Origin of the sequence: Paraburkholderia sediminicola (assembly GCF_046026855.1) — a bacterium.
GTDB lineage: Bacteria > Pseudomonadota > Gammaproteobacteria > Burkholderiales > Burkholderiaceae > Paraburkholderia > Paraburkholderia sediminicola_A.
The window spans coordinates 220,745-236,934 of record NZ_JAQQET010000010.1; the positions used below are offsets into that span (position 1 = coordinate 220,745).

At 55.7% G+C, this 16,190-nt stretch carries 14 protein-coding genes and 1 pseudogene; 5 read left to right on the forward strand and 10 right to left on the reverse strand.

The annotated features are described in order from the left end of the window. The first annotated feature begins 9 nt into the window (after positions 1-9). Positions 10-765, forward strand: a complete 756-nt coding sequence (locus PQR40_RS13825; RefSeq protein WP_408509196.1) for an alpha/beta fold hydrolase — start codon at positions 10-12, stop codon at positions 763-765. Between the two features lie 188 nt (positions 766-953). Here PQR40_RS13825 and PQR40_RS13830 read toward each other — a convergent pair whose 3' ends face one another. The 9 genes and pseudogenes from PQR40_RS13830 to PQR40_RS13870 all read right to left on the reverse strand — a co-directional run bounded on the left by PQR40_RS13830 (position 954) and on the right by PQR40_RS13870 (position 9,638). Then, positions 954-1,328 (reverse strand): BON domain-containing protein, encoded by a 375-nt coding sequence (locus tag PQR40_RS13830; protein ID WP_408509197.1) that lies wholly within the window; start codon positions 1,326-1,328, stop codon positions 954-956. 188 nt (positions 1,329-1,516) lie between these two features. Continuing rightward, a pseudogene (locus PQR40_RS13835) lies at positions 1,517-1,859 on the reverse strand (FdhF/YdeP family oxidoreductase); the annotation flags it as partial. Between the two features lie 1,161 nt (positions 1,860-3,020). Next, positions 3,021-3,878: an IclR family transcriptional regulator gene (locus tag PQR40_RS13840; protein ID WP_408242146.1), complete on the reverse strand. Its 858-nt coding sequence runs from the start codon at positions 3,876-3,878 to the stop codon at positions 3,021-3,023. 534 nt (positions 3,879-4,412) lie between these two features. Beyond that, a complete protein-coding gene (locus tag PQR40_RS13845) occupies positions 4,413-5,177 on the reverse strand; it encodes an SDR family NAD(P)-dependent oxidoreductase (RefSeq protein WP_408242144.1) in 765 nt (254 codons plus the stop codon). A 40-nt stretch (positions 5,178-5,217) separates the two neighbouring features. Then, positions 5,218-5,988, reverse strand: coding sequence for a 3-oxoadipate enol-lactonase (pcaD, locus tag PQR40_RS13850; protein ID WP_408242150.1), 771 nt, complete (start codon positions 5,986-5,988; stop codon positions 5,218-5,220). Between the two features lie 2 nt (positions 5,989-5,990). Beyond that, a complete protein-coding gene (locus PQR40_RS13855; RefSeq protein WP_408242142.1) occupies positions 5,991-7,334 on the reverse strand; it encodes a CaiB/BaiF CoA transferase family protein in 1,344 nt (447 codons plus the stop codon). Continuing rightward, the gene (locus PQR40_RS13860; protein ID WP_408242140.1) at positions 7,300-8,439 is read right to left on the reverse strand and encodes a thiolase family protein; all 1,140 of its coding nucleotides are present in this window, start codon (positions 8,437-8,439) and stop codon (positions 7,300-7,302) included. Before PQR40_RS13860 ends, PQR40_RS13855 begins: the two co-directional genes overlap by 35 nt. Before the next feature lie 3 nt (positions 8,440-8,442). Continuing rightward, complete coding sequence (locus tag PQR40_RS13865) at positions 8,443-8,844, reverse strand: Zn-ribbon domain-containing OB-fold protein (RefSeq protein ID WP_408509198.1); 402 nt, start codon at positions 8,842-8,844, stop codon at positions 8,443-8,445. A 20-nt stretch (positions 8,845-8,864) separates the two neighbouring features. Next, positions 8,865-9,638: an SDR family oxidoreductase gene (locus PQR40_RS13870; protein ID WP_408242136.1), complete on the reverse strand. Its 774-nt coding sequence runs from the start codon at positions 9,636-9,638 to the stop codon at positions 8,865-8,867. Between the two features lie 960 nt (positions 9,639-10,598). On the opposite strand from PQR40_RS13870, the gene PQR40_RS13875 reads away from it, so the two are divergent. Genes PQR40_RS13875 through PQR40_RS13890 form a run of 4 tightly spaced genes read left to right on the forward strand, consistent with a single transcriptional unit; the run spans position 10,599 to position 15,064 of the window. Beyond that, on the forward strand, positions 10,599-11,333 hold the full coding sequence (locus tag PQR40_RS13875) for an SDR family NAD(P)-dependent oxidoreductase (protein ID WP_408509199.1): 735 nt from the start codon (positions 10,599-10,601) through the stop codon (positions 11,331-11,333). Between the two features lie 12 nt (positions 11,334-11,345). Further along, positions 11,346-12,194, forward strand: a complete 849-nt coding sequence (locus PQR40_RS13880) for an FAD binding domain-containing protein (RefSeq protein WP_408242132.1) — start codon at positions 11,346-11,348, stop codon at positions 12,192-12,194. A gap of 15 nt (positions 12,195-12,209) precedes the next feature. Beyond that, entirely contained in the window at positions 12,210-12,725 is a 516-nt protein-coding gene (locus PQR40_RS13885; RefSeq protein WP_408242130.1) for a (2Fe-2S)-binding protein, read from the forward strand. Then, positions 12,722-15,064, forward strand: coding sequence for a xanthine dehydrogenase family protein molybdopterin-binding subunit (locus PQR40_RS13890; RefSeq protein WP_408242129.1), 2,343 nt, complete (start codon positions 12,722-12,724; stop codon positions 15,062-15,064). The genes PQR40_RS13885 and PQR40_RS13890 overlap by 4 nt, the downstream gene beginning before the upstream one ends. A 49-nt stretch (positions 15,065-15,113) precedes the next feature. On the opposite strand, the gene PQR40_RS13895 is transcribed toward PQR40_RS13890, so the two are convergent. Continuing rightward, positions 15,114-15,848 carry an alpha/beta fold hydrolase gene (locus PQR40_RS13895; protein WP_408509200.1) on the reverse strand — a complete coding sequence of 245 codons (735 nt, stop codon included), beginning with the start codon at positions 15,846-15,848 and terminating at the stop codon, positions 15,114-15,116. Between the last annotated feature and the right edge of the window lie 342 nt (positions 15,849-16,190).

Below are 16,190 nucleotides of genomic sequence, written 5' to 3' on the forward strand. Positions count from 1 at the left end.
GGAGCTAACATGCTGAATTACAAGGCAATAGGATACGGTCCAAAAAAGGTAGTCGTTCTTCACGACTGGCTAGGTGACCATCGAAATTATCTCGGCATCGAGCGCTATCTCTCGCAAGACCACTTCACATGGATATTCGCCGATCTTCGCGGGTATGGTCTTTCCAGAGGAATCGCAGGCCAATACACCCTCAGCGAGGCGGTTGCCGACGTATGGGCATTGATTGAAAAACTGAACCTCGACAACGTGGCACTGGTTAGCCATTCCATGACCGGAATGGTCGCCTTGCGCATGGCACTCGAATTCGGTGATCGTGTAGCAAAGGTTGTTGCTGCGGCGCCGGTAACTGATGCGGGACTAGAACTAGATCATGCAAGTCTGACGTTTTTCACAAAGGCAGTTACTGACCAAACTACTTGTGGCGAGGTTATTGCGAACGTAACGGGTGGACGTTACGGCGAGGAATGGCGGGCTTTGAAGACACGTCTCGCGTTCGAGGCATCCACGGAAGAAGCTCGCATGGGGTACCTAAGGAATATGCTGTTGAAGGAGCGGTTCACGGAGGATATCCGGGGACTTTCAACTCCAGTACTTGCAATCTGCGGCCGACATGACGCTCCGGCCTTCGTCGAGGAAGCTATACGTGCGAAAACTCATGAAGTCCTCCCCAACATCTCCTATGAGACGATTGAGGAATCTGGCCACTACATGATGGAAGAGGCACCGGTGCGATTTGCTTCACTAATACAGGCGTTCATAAGCTAGCGCCTCTCCGACACGGTCTCTGGTTTAGATGTTGATTGAAGTCTCCATATGACCGATTCAAGAACTCGCAATAAGCAAGCTAAAGTGCACGAACGAGATGTTTTTGGGTCGCCACTTTGAGTTCGAAAGATCCTCTGAATTCGCTGGGAACCGCCCTCTAGTGGCGGATCCAGCGCTGAATGTGGCGCTCAATGCCCCTCTTCTACTAACGTTAGCTTGCTTTCTACTGACTTGACGTTTGGAACCTTGCGAGCCACGTCGATTGCAATTTGTTCCTGCGTGGAATCAGTAATAAATCCTGCCAGTATTACGTCGCCACTTTTATACTTCGCGAAAGGAATTATATGAGTGTCCGTTAGTCCTTTTGTTTTAGCCAACGTTCGCTGTACCACTTTCGAAAGCTGACGATTCTCTAACCTAAGGATTTTTTTCGATGCAGGCGTTTGCGAAGAAGCGCCCGTGTCGCTGCTGGCGTCCGGTGTGCTAGAACTCGTTTGGGCAGAGACGCCCAAAGAGGTTAAGGCGAATACTGCTCCGAAAATAATGGGATAAAGGGATTTCATTTTTTCTCCTAGAAAGAGCTGGTTCTCGGGCTAGCTAGTGCTGCGGGTTGAATCTTTCCATTTTGATAACGTGCCGTCGGATGGGCCGGTCATGGTCATTCTGCATGAGATTCACAGTGGACCGTCTGTGGCAACGCGCCCCAACTTGACCGAAACCGACTTGTACGAAGGCGTCCGGCTTTGTTGACCAGCCACAGCGCGTCGGAATCATTGTGAGACGTATCCTCATCGAGCCCCTCGAAGACGAGGAAATTGGTGCGGCCAGTCGGCGTCGTCCACACCCAACCGCGTGCGACGGACGACAGATGAAAGCCGCCCGGCACCTAAGTCCACTGGTTGTATGCCACGAAGGTCGATCGCACATTCGCTACGCAAATGCAGCGGTGGGGACTCGTTTTGACCCACCGAAGCGGGCACCATAGACATGGAATCTTCGACCGTGATGCATTCTGGCCCATCTGCCTGAATATCGATTTCGATACGCCCAAGACATGGCAGAATCAGGGGCTCCTTGCCGCGCACCAGATCCGAAGCGCACATAGTCATTTGAATTCTGCGAGAACGGCGCCAAGGCATGCCATAGATGATGGCACCTTGCTCTGCGAGTGTCCTGCCCGTCGCATCGAGCACGCCCCAACCACCAGCAGGTTTGCTGTAGATACGGATTTCCTTCTTCGCCATCTCGGATATATGAACGCATCGCGTCCGCAAGGGCTTCCTCGTGTGTTCCAACATGGACAGGATGGGTTGCAGCTTTATACCTGGCCTTCTCGCGGCCTGATACGTTGCAAACTACCGCCGAAATCCGCTGACTCACACCCCGCTTTCTCAGCGAGCCTGAAACGCTTCCGTCAATTCAGGTTTAGCGGGCCCCGTTCCTACCTGCTTAGTCGTCACATATCAATTGCCGACGCAAAACTTCGACGTATCATCCTCCGTTAAAAAGATTGATCCTCTACGCAGCGCCAACCGGTCACTCCCGTTCGACGTTCAGGTGTTCATCTTCATACGATCGAGTATTGGCGATACACGTTCCAGATGGCTCGCACCATCACTTTCTTGTCACGATCACCAGATTGGACGGTCACCGTTTCGCTTGCACACGCATTCTTTTCGGTCCGCCAGACATCCCCAATCGAAATCGAAAGTGGTGTTATCGTCCGCATCTGATGCTTCACTGTTCGGCATCGTGTAGTCAGTATGGATGCGGTGCGATTAACGCGCGCCCCCGATCCGATCAACATTTGTGCCAATTCGATCAGCGACAAGACAGCGCAGAAGTAATCCTGAAGATGTCGCGTATGCGGCAGAGCATTCGGTTCGGACAAGCCGGCGAGATGAAATCGCCTCTGCACTGGAGGTCGAACATCGCTGGGACCATATCCAGATCTTTGGCGAATGCGCGCAGTGAATCATGACGGAAAGGTGTGACCGATCTCCAGCCCAACCTGGGTCGCCGACGGGTAGGTGACCTGTTGCAACGTGAGACCTCTCGATATTCCAACGTCGACTAATTCACCGACAGTTTATGCTACGACCATTGCGGTGTTACCGATCTGGTAGATGCCTAGGCTTCGTGACTCAAACAAGACCACGGATCCTTTGATGAGACAGGATATGAGGGTGGTGTGCATTTGGGTAAGGTTAGCATCGCCAGAAACGTTTCATCCGGGATTCACTCGACTCCAGGCATCAGACTGTGCGTTTCTTCTTCGACAAGCTTGTCAGAGTAGAAACCTTCTCTCCAGCACCCTTCACTGGCAGTGACTGATCCGGCTCATTTGAAACATGTCCCAGATCTCGTGAAATGCAAGCGGCGCACACCATCACCGCGTTAGCAAGAACTTTCTCGCTTGAGGGAATGAACCTCTGTTCGGGGATGGTCAAGCAGACGTCGCCAATAACCTCAGTCCCTGGCCCCCAGACCGGAGCTGCAAGACCGATGGCGCCCGGGATACGCTGGCCCGCACTGATCGCATAGCCACGTTGCCGGATTCGCTCCGCTTCTGCCTCCAACTGGACCGCACTAGTGATCGTTTTCTCCGTTAACGAGCGAAGGCGCGATTTCGATATGATCGATCGTCGTTCTTCCGTGCTCAGGAATGCGAGAATTCCGAGGCCAGTGGCGCCAGCGTGAACCGGTAACCACTTATTCGTCTCGACCACATATCGCAGACTGTTTGACGAGTCCAGGCAGATGACAAACATCATCTCCTGCCTGCCTTTGTTATACAAGCCTAGAATCACTGTTTCATTGGATACCTCGGCAAGTCGGCGCAGATGAGGTAATGCCACTCTTTTAAACGGCAACCGCTCGGTCGCGAGCTGAGCTATTCGAAAAAAATCCGCACCTAGTGAATAAAGCCCACTGCCGGGATCTTGTTCGATAAAACCTTTATCAACAAGAGAGCTGAGAACGCGATGTGCCGAACTTGGCGCAATGTCGAGCGCCAACGAGATGTCTCTCACGCCGACCTCGTCTTGAGGCGTCTCCACGAGCCAGCTTAGCGCTTCGAGCGCTCGGCCTAATGGGTCACGTATATTGTTCATCTACCATGTTCAGAAATTTTGACTATTTGCACAGACGTCGTCTTCGACTCGAGAATGACACCGCAGGAGAATCACTCAAAGTCGCAAAAGACACCATGTTCTTCACTCAAACGATTCGTGGCACGATGCAGAACGAATATTACACCCTGCACCCAGCGCCACAATTCCCCATCGGTGCAGCAACTTCGATAATCATAGGCGCCGCAGCCGGAAGTTCGATAGTCGACCGTGGAAGATGTCCGCGTGTCAATGCACGCGGACATAAGCAAGCGGCGCAACAAGTCTCTTTGGGCGTGGCGCGAACCGCTCTTACTTGCCCCACCCCCGCCAACTCCGCGTTGTCTTCGCTCAAAAAAGAGACGCGGAGCGGACTGCACTGCCCTTCTCTTCGGACCGGTCGATCAACTTCAGGCAAAACGCAGACCCATCGGATTGGTACCGTTTAGGTTTGGCGAGCGGCAGGCTCACCGGCACGTCAACGCTTCCGGCGTCAGTGCCGAAACGCTTGGCTCGTGCTTTGGGTACCACGCGCTACTAGCGAAGCGTTAAACCACCGTCGACGATTAGGTTGTGCCCCGTGATGTAGTAGGACTCATCCGACGCGAGAAACAACGCCGCCTTGCCAATACTGTCCGCCTCGGCCAGAAAGCCCAATGGCACCTGTTTGATGAAGTCGTCCGCGTTTTCGCTACCGTCCTGTCTGGCATGCCGCGTCATCTCTGTATTGTGAAAGCCGGGCGATATGGCATTCGCGCGAACTCCGTCCTTACCGTATTGTCGCGCCAGGCTCGTCGTTATACCGAACAAGGCGCTTTTGGTCGCGATGTAGTCCACATTGCCTCTACCAATAAACGGAGATACCGACGCAATGTTGATAACGTTCCCCTTACCTTGGGCAGACATGATCTCCATCGCAGCCTGGCAACAGTTGAATACGCCCGTCAAGTTTACTGCCACCGTTCGATCCCAAGTCTCTCGCTCGATTTCGGCCCATTTCTGGAGTGAGTTTACACCCGCGTTGTTGACCAGAATATCCAACGAGCCAAACTCGCTCTTAGCGGCCTGCAAAAGACGACGAGCGGCTTGGGTGTCGGAAATGTCCGCTTCGAGCGCAATTGCCCGTGCACCTGCTGCTTTCAACTCCTCGAGCAGTTTGTTCGCTGCTCCGAGCTCGGACGGCGTCGGATAGTTAATCACGCATGCCGCACCTTCTGCCGCGAATTCCTTCAAAATTGCCGCACCGAGGCCACGCTGTCCGCCAGTGACGACCGCCACCCTACCTGCTAGTCTTTGCGTCATGATGCTCCTCCTTGAGGATTGACTGATAACAATCCTGGGACTATCCCAAGAACTCATCCAGCGCAGTAACGAATGCCGCCGGTTGATCCAGATTGCAGATATGGCCGGCCGCTGACAGTTCATGCATCTTTGAGCCTGGCAAGTCCGCGTGCATCTGACGCATCTCCTGCGTCGATGCATCATGTTCACCAACCAAGAACATTACGGGACACTTCACTTTCCCGATCTCGGAACGGAAGTCGTGATCCGCAAGTGCCGCAGCACATCCGATGTATCCTAGGACCGGAGTAGAAAGAATCATGCTTCGGACCCGAGCGACTTGTGGGGCCTTCGCATTCAGGGTGTCTGCGCTGAACCATCGCTCCAGGGTCGATTCGCACAAAGCGGCCATGCCGCTTTGAGCCGCAAGGCTTGCACGTTGCTCCCACACCTTGGCGCTTGCGGACGTAGAGGCGCACGGGGAACTGCAAACCACCAATCTCCGCAAGCGGTCTGGATACCGTTGGGCAATTCCCATCGCAGTCGCGCCACCGAGGGACAAACCGCAGATGTCGGCTCGCTCGATCGAGAGTCGATCCATTAGCGATATCACATCGTCCAACAGGGAAAGAATCGAATAGCGCCCTGCGGGGGCATTGGACTGCCCATGGCCACGTTGATCAAACCGCAGAATTCGAAATCGTCCAGAGAGGTGTTCTGTCTCTCTGTCCCACATCGACAGATTGGTTGCCAACGAATTACAAAAAATCAGCCATGGAGCTTCGTGTGCCTCATCGATTTTGTAATGAATTTCGATGTCCTTGAGCTTCATCTTCACGCTTGCTTGTCCCCGATCAGTTCTTTCAACCCTATTTCGGATAACGACGGCGTCTCTCCACTTGATGTGACGTGTGTTGAACACTTCACCGCTCCCACACGAACAAACTCATCAAACTCTTCACGTGACGCACCGAGCGCAGTTCGTACAATCTCCTCAGTGTCCTGACCTAGCATCGGCGGAAAAACTGCTCGTGGCCGAGCCGCCTCCCCGAAAACGATTGGATTACCCATTACTTTTGTTTCACGTCCGTCCTCGGCGAAGAGGTTCATCACCATTCCTCGATGCCGGATTTGCGCATCCTTCATAACGCGGTCTAAGGTGTTGACTGTCCCCACCGGAATACCCTCCGCTTCGAGAAGAGGAACCCAGTCGTTCGCGTCACGCCTCAAAAACGCTTCCTCAAGCAAAGGCGTAAGAGCGTTGCGGTTCAGAAGTCGCTGGCGGCTCGTTGCGAACAGGGGATCGTCGATTAATTGCTCCAGCCCGAGTACTCGACAAAGGCTCTGCCACATGCGCTCAGTATTTGCAGTCACCACCACTTCGATTTCGTCGCCACACCGGAAGCTTCTGTAAGTGGGAATTGAGTCGTGCGCCGTCCCTTGCCTCGGAGGTACAAGCCCGGAATGGAGATAGTAAGCACCCTGATAAGACAACATGGCAGCCTGGCAATCAAGCATCGAAATGTCTATCGAGTCGCCGCGACCCGTGAGGGTCCGCCTATGCAGCGCAGCAAGAATAGCTGTCGATGCATAGAGTCCTGCAGAGATGTCTCCGATAGGAATACCGGCACGGACAGCCGGCCTTCCTGGCTCACCGGTCAGACTCATCGCTCCTGAAAGGGCCTGGACAATCATGTCATACGCAGGCTTCGCGTTATACGGGCCGTCCTGCCCAAAGCCAGAGATGCTGCACCACACCAGCGAAGGCTTCTGGGACCGCAGATCGACGCAACGGAGTCCCAGCCTCTCGAGGACCCCTGGCCTGAAATTCTCCACGACGACGTCCGAGGACAGCACCAGCCGACGCACAAGTTCGAGCCCCTCAGGAACTTTCATGTCGACAACGACAGACTTCTTGTTCCGGTTGGTGGACAAAAAATAGACACTGTCATCCCCGACAAAATGCGGCGGGACAGTTCGGGAGAGGTCGCCCTGTGGAGACTCGATCTTTATGACAGTTGCGCCAAGATCAGCAAGTACCTGAGTGCAGTACGGCCCTGAGAGGAACTGCGTCATGTCCAGGATCGTAGTACCGGTGAGCGGCGCTTCGGAGTTCTCAACCATGGCGTTTGCCTCGTCCTTGTTATCGCTGGAAAATGTGGATGGAACATGCACCATGGTCGAAGCCTGTCAGCCCTCCGCCGGTTGCGTGAGTCAAGCCAACCTTGGCGTCTTTGACCTGACGGGCTCCGCATTCTCCGCGAAGTTGCCTCACGATTTCGACGATCTGCGCGGCGCCGGTCGCGCCGACAGGATGCCCTTTTGACAGAAGACCTCCTGAAGGGTTGACTGCAACCTGGCCATTCAGATCTGAACCTCCAGTCTCGAGAAAACTACCCGCGGCGCCGCGTTCGCAGAACCCAAACGCCTCGTAGTACATGAGCTCGGCAATGCTGAACGCGTCGTGAACCTCGGCCACGTCGATGTCGTTGGGCCCGAGGCCCGCCTCCTCATACGCGTGTTTCGCACCACGCACTGTGATGTCCGGAATCGTCATATCCCGAAAGCCCGGCATGAAAGTGCCTGAAGTCAAATCCGACGCAACGACATGTACGGGGTCGGACCGGAACTGCGCGGCGAGAGCCTGCGTGCACAGCACGACTGCAGCAGCGCCATCACCCGGCGGGCAACATTGCAGCAATGTGAACGGATCGGCAATGGGACGCGACGCGAGTACCTCCTCAAGCGTGACCTCCGTCGTCATCTGCGCATCTGGATTGAGTGCACCATTGCGGCGGCTCTTGACCGAGACCAATGCGAGCTGCTCTTGTGACAGTCCAAACTCGTACATGTAGCGGCGGGCCCGCATCGCATAGACGGCCGGCATGACGATGCCCTGGCTTACTTCCCAATCCTCGCGCTCGAGCGGAAGGGTGCCACCGCCGAACCTCGATAACTTCTCCACACCAATGACTAGAACGAAATCGTATTGTCCCGACTTGATTGCGAGGACGCCCTGTCGGAATGCGGTCGAACTTGAAGAACAGGCATTCTCTACATTAGTGACCGGGATGCCCGAGATACCAATGCGTCCTAGTATCCGCTGACCGGCCATCATGCCGCCAAACGCAGTTCCGCAATAGGCCGCTTCGATCCGGGACGGGTCGATCCTCGCGTCCCCGATCGCTGCCTTGACCGCCGGCCAGCCAAGATCAGAAAGCTGGTGGTTCGGATACTTGCCAAACGGAATCATTCCGACGCCAATGACCGACACGTTACGCATTGTTCAACTCCCCACAGATCGAAAGGCGAAGAGCGGCCTGACTCCTTGATCGGCACCTACCGGGACGACATCGTCAGTCAATTCCACAGTAGCACCGATTTTAAGCGGTCGGGAACCCTCCAGATGGGCGAAAACTCGAACGCCGTTCGTCAGATCGACATAGCCGACCGCGAAGGGCTTCCGCCACTCGGACGGCCCGACATGCATGACAGTGAACGAATACAGCGTGCCCGTGCGAGGGAATTCCTCGACACTCATCTGCTCGCCCATGCAAGAAGGGCAGACGTTAGAGAATGGGAAAACCTGGCATCGACACACACAACAAACTGCACCACGTAGAACGAGTTGGTTCCTTGTATCCCTGCCTACGGGATCAACATGTCGCGAAGGGAGAATATTTTCCATGGCCGGCTAGCTCGCGATACTTAAATAGACCGATTGATACCGCCGTCGATGACGATCGACTGACCTGTGATGTACCCGCTATGCCGTGACGCCAGGAATGCACATAGCGCCGCGACCTCTTCCGGATCCCCCAGACGGTTCACGGGGATGGTCCTGGTGAAACGGGCGAACTGCTCTTCGACGCTAATTCCTGCATGCTCCGCACGGGCGGCGTGGACCTCTTTGAAGCGATCCGTCAGGATCGGACCGGGAGCGACATTGTTCACCGTGATCCCGTAGGGTGCCAGGTCAGTCGCGATCGTCTTCGCCATGACCGTGACCGCCGCACGCACTGCGTCGGAGACGCAAAGATCCGTCATGGGCTCTTTGACTCCATAGCCGGTCAGATTGAGGATCCGTCCTCGTCCTGAAACTTTCAACGCTGGAATTGATTCGCGAATAAGTCGCACGGCGCTCATCAAGGTCAACTGGTTCGCGACGTCCCAATCTTCGTCGCCTGCTGTTTCAAACGGTCCCGTAGGTGGACCGCCGGCGTTTGCGATCAGAACGTCAAGACCTCCCAAGTGGTTGATCGCATCGGCCACCAACTTGCCGACGCTTTCACCTTTCGATACATCAATGGCCGCCCACCCGGATGCCCCGACTTCTTCGGCTGTTCGCTGTGTCTCCGCCGCATTGCGAGCGCATATAAAGACCAGCGCTCCCTCTTCGACAAAGGTTCGAGCACATGCTTTACCCAAACCCTTGCTAGCTCCAGTGACCAGCACCCTGACACCATTGAGACCGAGATCCATTGAAAACTCTCCCTATTTCCTGGTAGGCGACCGGTAGTAGTCCCCGGGTTGATTGGACGCGAAAACGACCGCCACTCACACATCGTGCATTCCGTTTTGACGAGACCCGTTGAGCCCACGGATTTCATCTCACCCTCCGTAAGGAGGCCTACCTCGGGTGCATCAAATTGACCGGACTGTTCAAATCAGGCAAAACAGTCAGTACAACTCGAAAACCACTAAACGATTCCATGCGCCGACGAACCCGAAGGTCGCACCACGTGCGCAACTCGTCGCGGCACCGACATCGATGACCCAGTTCCGCAATTTACGCAGTCACCTCGTTAATTCCGTTATACGGAATAACAATTCCCCTTACCAGCAAGTCTGAACTTGTTAAAGGTTTGTTGTCAAGCCAGTTCGGTGCATTGACAGGGGATAGGAATACCCCTAGACAAAGAGATCTTCTAGTTCCTTGACAACAATAGTTCGTGAAATTAATCTTAATTATAAGAGAATCATCATTCCGATATACGGAATCATCGAAGTTAGGAGGTTGGGTGATAACCACACTGGTCACTGTCCAGAAAGTCGGAATTACATGCGGATAACGCGTCTGCATCGTTCGTGGTGTAACTGTGTCCTCAGAGAGCCACTCCAGGCTGATGGCAACCGTGTATCGGATGGGCTTCTGCAAAAACAGGTCCTGGACAGTCCCGCGCGATTCGCGATCGCTCAAGGACCGACGCACGCCATGCTCGGGATTGCTCGCGGAGGGACAAAACCGATTGGAGGTTCGCCGCCTTGCGTTAGCCAGTGGAGCCAAAAAGTTCCTAAATTGACAAGGCGAGCCCGGTCTGATGCATGTCGCGATTGCGTGGTTGGCCGGCACGATATCCCTCCGTCCGTCCGTCCGACGCCAATCAATCGGTTCGCCGAACGCAAGGAACACATATGAGCATGCAGGTGCAGCACGTAAATATGAATCTGTCCGGCAAGACTTTCCTGGTCACAGGCGCGGCCAGCGGCATAGGGCTGGCAACCACAAGAATCCTCCTCTCGGCAGGAGCGAATGTCGCCGCCTGCGATCGAGACGCTCTCGATTCGATCGAGTTGGGTGACGGCGACGGAACGCTCCTTCGACTACGTGCTGACATCAGCAGGAAAGCCGATATCGATGCATCGGTGGAGTTCTGTTTGCAAACGTTCGACAAGATCGACGGTCTGCTTCATTTCGCTGCAATACTCGACACGCACCAGCTTGACGAACTCACGCCGGAAATATGGGATACGGTGATGAATGTCAACTTGCGAGGCACATTCCTGCTAGTCCAATCCGTCGCGCCCATCATGCGCAAACAGCTTGCGGGTCGAATCGTGCTGACCGCGTCAGACTCGGCGCGAATGGGATCTCTCGTCAGTGGCCCCGCCTACGCGGCATCCAAGGGCGGTGTCATCGCTTTGACCAAGACTTTCGCGCTCGGTCTCGGAAAATTCAACATCACGTGCAACGCTGTTTGCCCTGGCCTGACGATGACGGGCATGTCTTCAGGCTGGAGTTCGGACCTGATCCAGGGCGTATCGAATCGAACGCCGCTGGGAAGGCTGGCACAACCGGAAGAGATTGCAAGCGTGGCTGTCTTCCTGGCAAGCGACTCAGCCTCGTTCATGACGGGCGAGGTGGTCGAAGTCAACGGCGGCATCCATTTCGACTGAGAGGAACAACAAATGCAATTTGACTACGTGCGTCCAACGGACTGGGCCAAGGCGCTTGAACTACTTGCACAACCCGGTGCAGTGGCCAAGATGGGCGGATGTGACGTGCTAACAAGGTATCGTCGTGGCAAGCTCGATGCCAAGGTGCTGGTCGGGCTGAACGACCTTCCCGGAGTAGGCGAACTCACGTTCAGTGACGATAGTAGTAGCGTGCGGATCGGTTCCGCAGTCACTCTCGCACGACTGGAGCACGATGAGGAGTTCTGTCTACGATGGCCAGTCCTTGGCAAAGTCATAGCCTCGATCGCATCGCCTTCCATACGTACATCGGCCACCGCCGTTGGCAATATCGCGCAGGGGTGGAGCGTCGGCGATCTGGTACCGATGATGGAAGCTTGTGACGCGTCGCTAGAGATCGTCGGCAAGTCAGGTAACAGGCAAATGTCCGTCTCGGACTACGCGGCCAAAGCAAAGACCGGCTCCCTCGCAAAGGGGGAAATCATCGCTGCGATCACCATCCCGTATCACATCGACTTCCGGCAGGCATACGAGAGATTCGGTTTCAAGGAAGGCTTCGACCTGCCGCTTGTGGCCGCCGCGGTAAGCGCCAAGGTTCAGCAAGGACGCCTTCGCGATGTCCGCATTGCATTAGTAGGTGCATCACCGATGCCTGCGCGCTGCATTCAGGCTGAGCGCTTGCTCGATGGCACCGCTATGTCTGGCGCTGACTTCGAGAGCTGCGTCGAAGCAGTTATCGATTGGGCGAAACCGCCCTCGGATCATCTTGCCTCCGCCGAGTACCGACGACATATCGTCGCCGTGACGTTGCGCAGAGTCCTCAAAAAGTTCACATTGGATTGAGCAAGGAGTATTGAGATGTCTCGACCAGATCAGCTTGCCGTGTTCAACGTTGATCGCGAAACCGTCGACGTTCGCGTTCGTCAGCATCACCTTCTCGTCGATGTGCTTCGTGACGGGTGCGGTCGCACGGGTGTCAAGGAGGGTTGTGAATCAGCGAGTTGCGGAGCATGCACCGTGCTGATAGAGGGACAGCCAACTCTATCGTGCATCACGTTAGCACTCGACGCAGCAGGTAAGGCGATTCAGACCGTCGAGGGCCTGGTCGCTCCGGACGGCTCTCTTCATTTGTTGCAAAAGGCATTTATCGATAACCATGCCATCCAGTGTGGATTCTGCACGCCAGGTATGCTGTTGGCGGCAGTGGCGCTACTGGAGAGAAATCCGGATCCGACGGAATCGGACGTTCGCGAAGCGATCAGTGGGAATATCTGTCGCTGCACAGGCTACGTCCGGATCGTCCGCGCAATCCTCGCTGCGGCAGCACTCGCAAAATCAGAGGCCAGTAACGAACAGACGGAGGTGGTTCAATGACTCAGACTCGCCATGTGATAGGCAAACGGACCCAGCAGGTCGATGCTTTCGACAAGGCTGTCGGACGCGCCATATTCGCCGCAGACATTTCCTTTCCGAGAATGCTGATGGCGACGGTAGTTCGATCGCCTTTAGCCCATGCCATGATCAGGAAGATCGATATCACCCGTGCCCAGGCAGTCAAAGGCGTGCGTGCGATCGTGACGGGTAAGGACGTTCCGTATCTCTACAACATTCCGCTACGCGATCAGCCGTTTCTCGCAATAGATCGCGTGCGCTATGTGGGTGAGCCCGTCGTGGCCATTGCTGCGGAGGACGAGGACGCAGCGCTCGAAGCCGCAAGTCTCGTACAAGTCGACTACGATCCGCTACCCGCAATCTTTGATCCGGTTGAAGCGATGCGCCCTGACGCAACGCTGATCCACCCAGACTACGCCAGCTACAAGCGCGACGCATCGTTGTTCTCATCCGTTCCAAATAGCAACATCCTCAGTCACTTCAAGCTCCGTAAGGGCGATGTCGAAGCCGGGTTTGCCGAGGCGGACGCAATATTTGAAGGCACTTACGGGAGTCAGGCCTTTAACCACGGTGCCATGGAACCACACGCCTGCATCGTGCAAGTCGAACGTTCAGGGCAGGTGACGGTATGGTCGAGTCAGCAGTCACCCTGGTTCACTTCGAACGACCTGGCCGTCGCGCTCGGGTTGCCGATGCACAAGGTCAGAGTCATCGCTCCGTTCATCGGTGGCGGCTTTGGTGCGAAGCACGGTCTCAAGGTGGAACCCGCTGCGGTCGCGCTTGCCTTGAAGACCGACGGCCGACCAGTGAAGCTTGTGGTGACTCGTAAAGAAGTGCTGACCTGCGTAGGAGGCGTCCGCGGTGCCGTTAAGGTCAAACTGCGCACTGGCGTGAAGCGGGATGGAACGATAACCGCTCGCAAAGCAGAGATCATCTGGGACACGGGCGCCTATGCGGACGTGGGTCCCCTTCTCTGCCGAAACGGCAGCTATTCCTCGACAGGACCTTATCGGATCGCCAATCAGTGGGTCGACGGATACTGCGTCTACACGAACAAAGTGATAACCAGCGCGTTCAGAAGCTACGGGACCATGGAGATGTCATTCGCCTATGAATGTCACACCGACGAGATCGCTCGCGGCATCGGCATGGATCCCGTCGAGTTCCGACGGCTAAATCTCGTCGAGGATGGTGATGAAACGTCGACGAGCGAACCGCTCAAGGCGGTGGGACTCAAGAAGGCGCTCGACGCATGCAAGGTCGCTATGAACTGGGACGCGCCTAAGCGGCCTGGTGTCGGTCGATCGATTGTGGCCACAGCGAAGTCCAGCGTCGCACCCTCCGGTTCTAGCGCGTTCATTCAGATGAACGACGACGGTACCCTGATTGCCATGTGCGGAACTACCGAAATGGGACAAGGTTCAAGGACTGTCATGGCACAGCTCGCCGCTGAGGCAGCAGGCGCTCGGTTGCAGGACGTCAAAGTCATTGCAAGCGACACCGCCTTCACGCCGCCAGATCGCTCGACTTCGTCGAGCCGCTCCACCTTCAATATGGGCAATGCGATCGTCCGGGCCGGCACCGATGTTAAAGATCAGGTCCTCGTCAAGGCTGCGGAGTTCCTGGATCGGCCAAAGGATTCGCTCGAAGCCAGGGACAGCGCTGTGTTCCTCCGTGGCGAAACCGAACCTCTTTGCACTTTCGCGCAGGTTGCCGGCGTTCGGCCCGGAAGCCCCCACGGCCCCATCGTCGGTCGAGGCTCGTTCGTGCCGTTCGGCACGACCCCCTTCAACCTCGAGACCGGTGAGGGACGACGCATAGTCGCGTTCTGGCTCTACACGAGCCAGGGCGTCGAACTCGAGGTCGACACCGATACCGGGAAGATCACCATACACCACATTATCTCCGTGTCCGATACGGGAAAGACACTCAACCCGGTTGCGTGCGAGGGACAGATCGAGGGCGGTGTCGCGATCGCTTGCAGCACTGCTTTGTTCGAAGAGGTTTTGCTCGACGATAAAGGGCGCGTGATCAACGACTCTTTGAATGACTACTCGATGGCGACCAGCTGCGACATCCCACCGATCCAACCGCTGATGGTTGAAGTACCACATCCAGAAGGCCCGTACGGCGCGAAGGGAATCGGTGAAGGCCCGACAACAGGCATCGCAGCGGCCATAGCCAACGCCGTCTATGACGCTATCGGTGTACGCGTCACGGATCTTCCGATTACACCCGAGAAGATCCTCCGTGCCCTGGGCAAGCTCGAGGGTACGAAGATTGAAACCAGGGAGGGTGAACTGGTGCGCGAACCGAACTAGCGGGATGACGTTTGAAGAAAAAAAGTAATGATCGCCTGGCAGGAGGCGATTACTGCGGATCGCTTAGCGCTTCGAGAAGAAGGGTCGTCACGCCATCTGGATCTGTGAACATCGCTCCGTGACCTGTGTTGAGCTCGCGATAGCGGAAGGTCGCGTCAACTCGCGCTCGGTCCCGCGCTCGCGTCAGCACCAAAGGCTGAACCGTGACTGACTTCAGGCATTCGATGTAAGTTCCCGGTAACTTCCAAGCAGCATCGGTTGATTCGATGGGATCGTGGTAGGTGGCGATGGATTGTGGCGTGACTTTCGATTCGAGCCACGCGCTGTCGGCCTCGTCGATGACTCCATTGAAGGCGGCATAGCCTGCGGTGACGGGAACGTACCAGCCCTCGCCCTGTTTCTCACAGGCCGATTGGAACATCCGGGCGTTCTCCGGTCCGATAAGACTCATGCAGCAATCGCCGTTCCGAGGTAGCAAGGCATCGAGATAGACTAAATGCGCGACGCGGTGAGGGACCTTGTCCGCCGCGCCAGTGATCAGCATGCCGCCATAGCTGTGACCGACCAAAACGACATCCTGCAGATCTTCCCATTCGAGCACGCCGACGATGTCCTGAATGTGCGTCTGAAGGCCAATGGTCGGGGCGAGAAGATGAGAACGCTCGCCCAATCCAGTCGCTGTCGGCGTGAACACCTCATGCCCCGCTTCTCTCAAACGGGATGCAACGTGTTTCCAACACCATCCCCCATGGCGACCTCCGTGAACCAATACAAAAGTACTCAATTTCTCCTCCAGTCACAATTAATTGTGAACTGAACTTTGACTAATTAGGCACGCCATTTTATTAAGAAATAACATCACGACTTACCATCGAGCGGCATCTCGAAACGCAATATTGATAACCATACCATGTCGCCTTGTTGCGACATGGCCCTGTTCGTTCCCATCACAAACTGTCTGCGCTTATCCAGGGCTTGTGCCACGTGATGTCGGCAAGAACTCCGACTGAATTGCGTGATAAATCTCGATGTACGAATGAACTTTGTGGAATTCATCGAACTCGAGCCACTCCGAGTCGGTCGCAGCAAATGGCGTGTGCGGCCGCCCATCCGAGATTCCCGCTGA

What these genes read in the sequence shown, in the direction of transcription:
- PQR40_RS13825 (WP_408509196.1), top strand. Translation starts at nt 10, where the DNA reads ATGCTGAATTACAAGGCAATAGGATACGGTCCAAAAAAGGTAGTCGTT.
- PQR40_RS13830 (WP_408509197.1), bottom strand. Translation starts at nt 1,328, where the DNA reads ATGAAATCCCTTTATCCCATTATTTTCGGAGCAGTATTCGCCTTAACC.
- PQR40_RS13840 (WP_408242146.1), bottom strand. Translation starts at nt 3,878, where the DNA reads ATGAACAATATACGTGACCCATTAGGCCGAGCGCTCGAAGCGCTAAGC.
- PQR40_RS13845 (WP_408242144.1), bottom strand. Translation starts at nt 5,177, where the DNA reads ATGACGCAAAGACTAGCAGGTAGGGTGGCGGTCGTCACTGGCGGACAG.
- pcaD (WP_408242150.1), bottom strand. Translation starts at nt 5,988, where the DNA reads ATGAAGCTCAAGGACATCGAAATTCATTACAAAATCGATGAGGCACAC.
- PQR40_RS13855 (WP_408242142.1), bottom strand. Translation starts at nt 7,334, where the DNA reads ATGGTGCATGTTCCATCCACATTTTCCAGCGATAACAAGGACGAGGCA.
- PQR40_RS13860 (WP_408242140.1), bottom strand. Translation starts at nt 8,439, where the DNA reads ATGCGTAACGTGTCGGTCATTGGCGTCGGAATGATTCCGTTTGGCAAG.
- PQR40_RS13865 (WP_408509198.1), bottom strand. Translation starts at nt 8,844, where the DNA reads ATGGAAAATATTCTCCCTTCGCGACATGTTGATCCCGTAGGCAGGGAT.
- PQR40_RS13870 (WP_408242136.1), bottom strand. Translation starts at nt 9,638, where the DNA reads ATGGATCTCGGTCTCAATGGTGTCAGGGTGCTGGTCACTGGAGCTAGC.
- PQR40_RS13875 (WP_408509199.1), top strand. Translation starts at nt 10,599, where the DNA reads ATGAATCTGTCCGGCAAGACTTTCCTGGTCACAGGCGCGGCCAGCGGC.
- PQR40_RS13880 (WP_408242132.1), top strand. Translation starts at nt 11,346, where the DNA reads ATGCAATTTGACTACGTGCGTCCAACGGACTGGGCCAAGGCGCTTGAA.
- PQR40_RS13885 (WP_408242130.1), top strand. Translation starts at nt 12,210, where the DNA reads ATGTCTCGACCAGATCAGCTTGCCGTGTTCAACGTTGATCGCGAAACC.
- PQR40_RS13890 (WP_408242129.1), top strand. Translation starts at nt 12,722, where the DNA reads ATGACTCAGACTCGCCATGTGATAGGCAAACGGACCCAGCAGGTCGAT.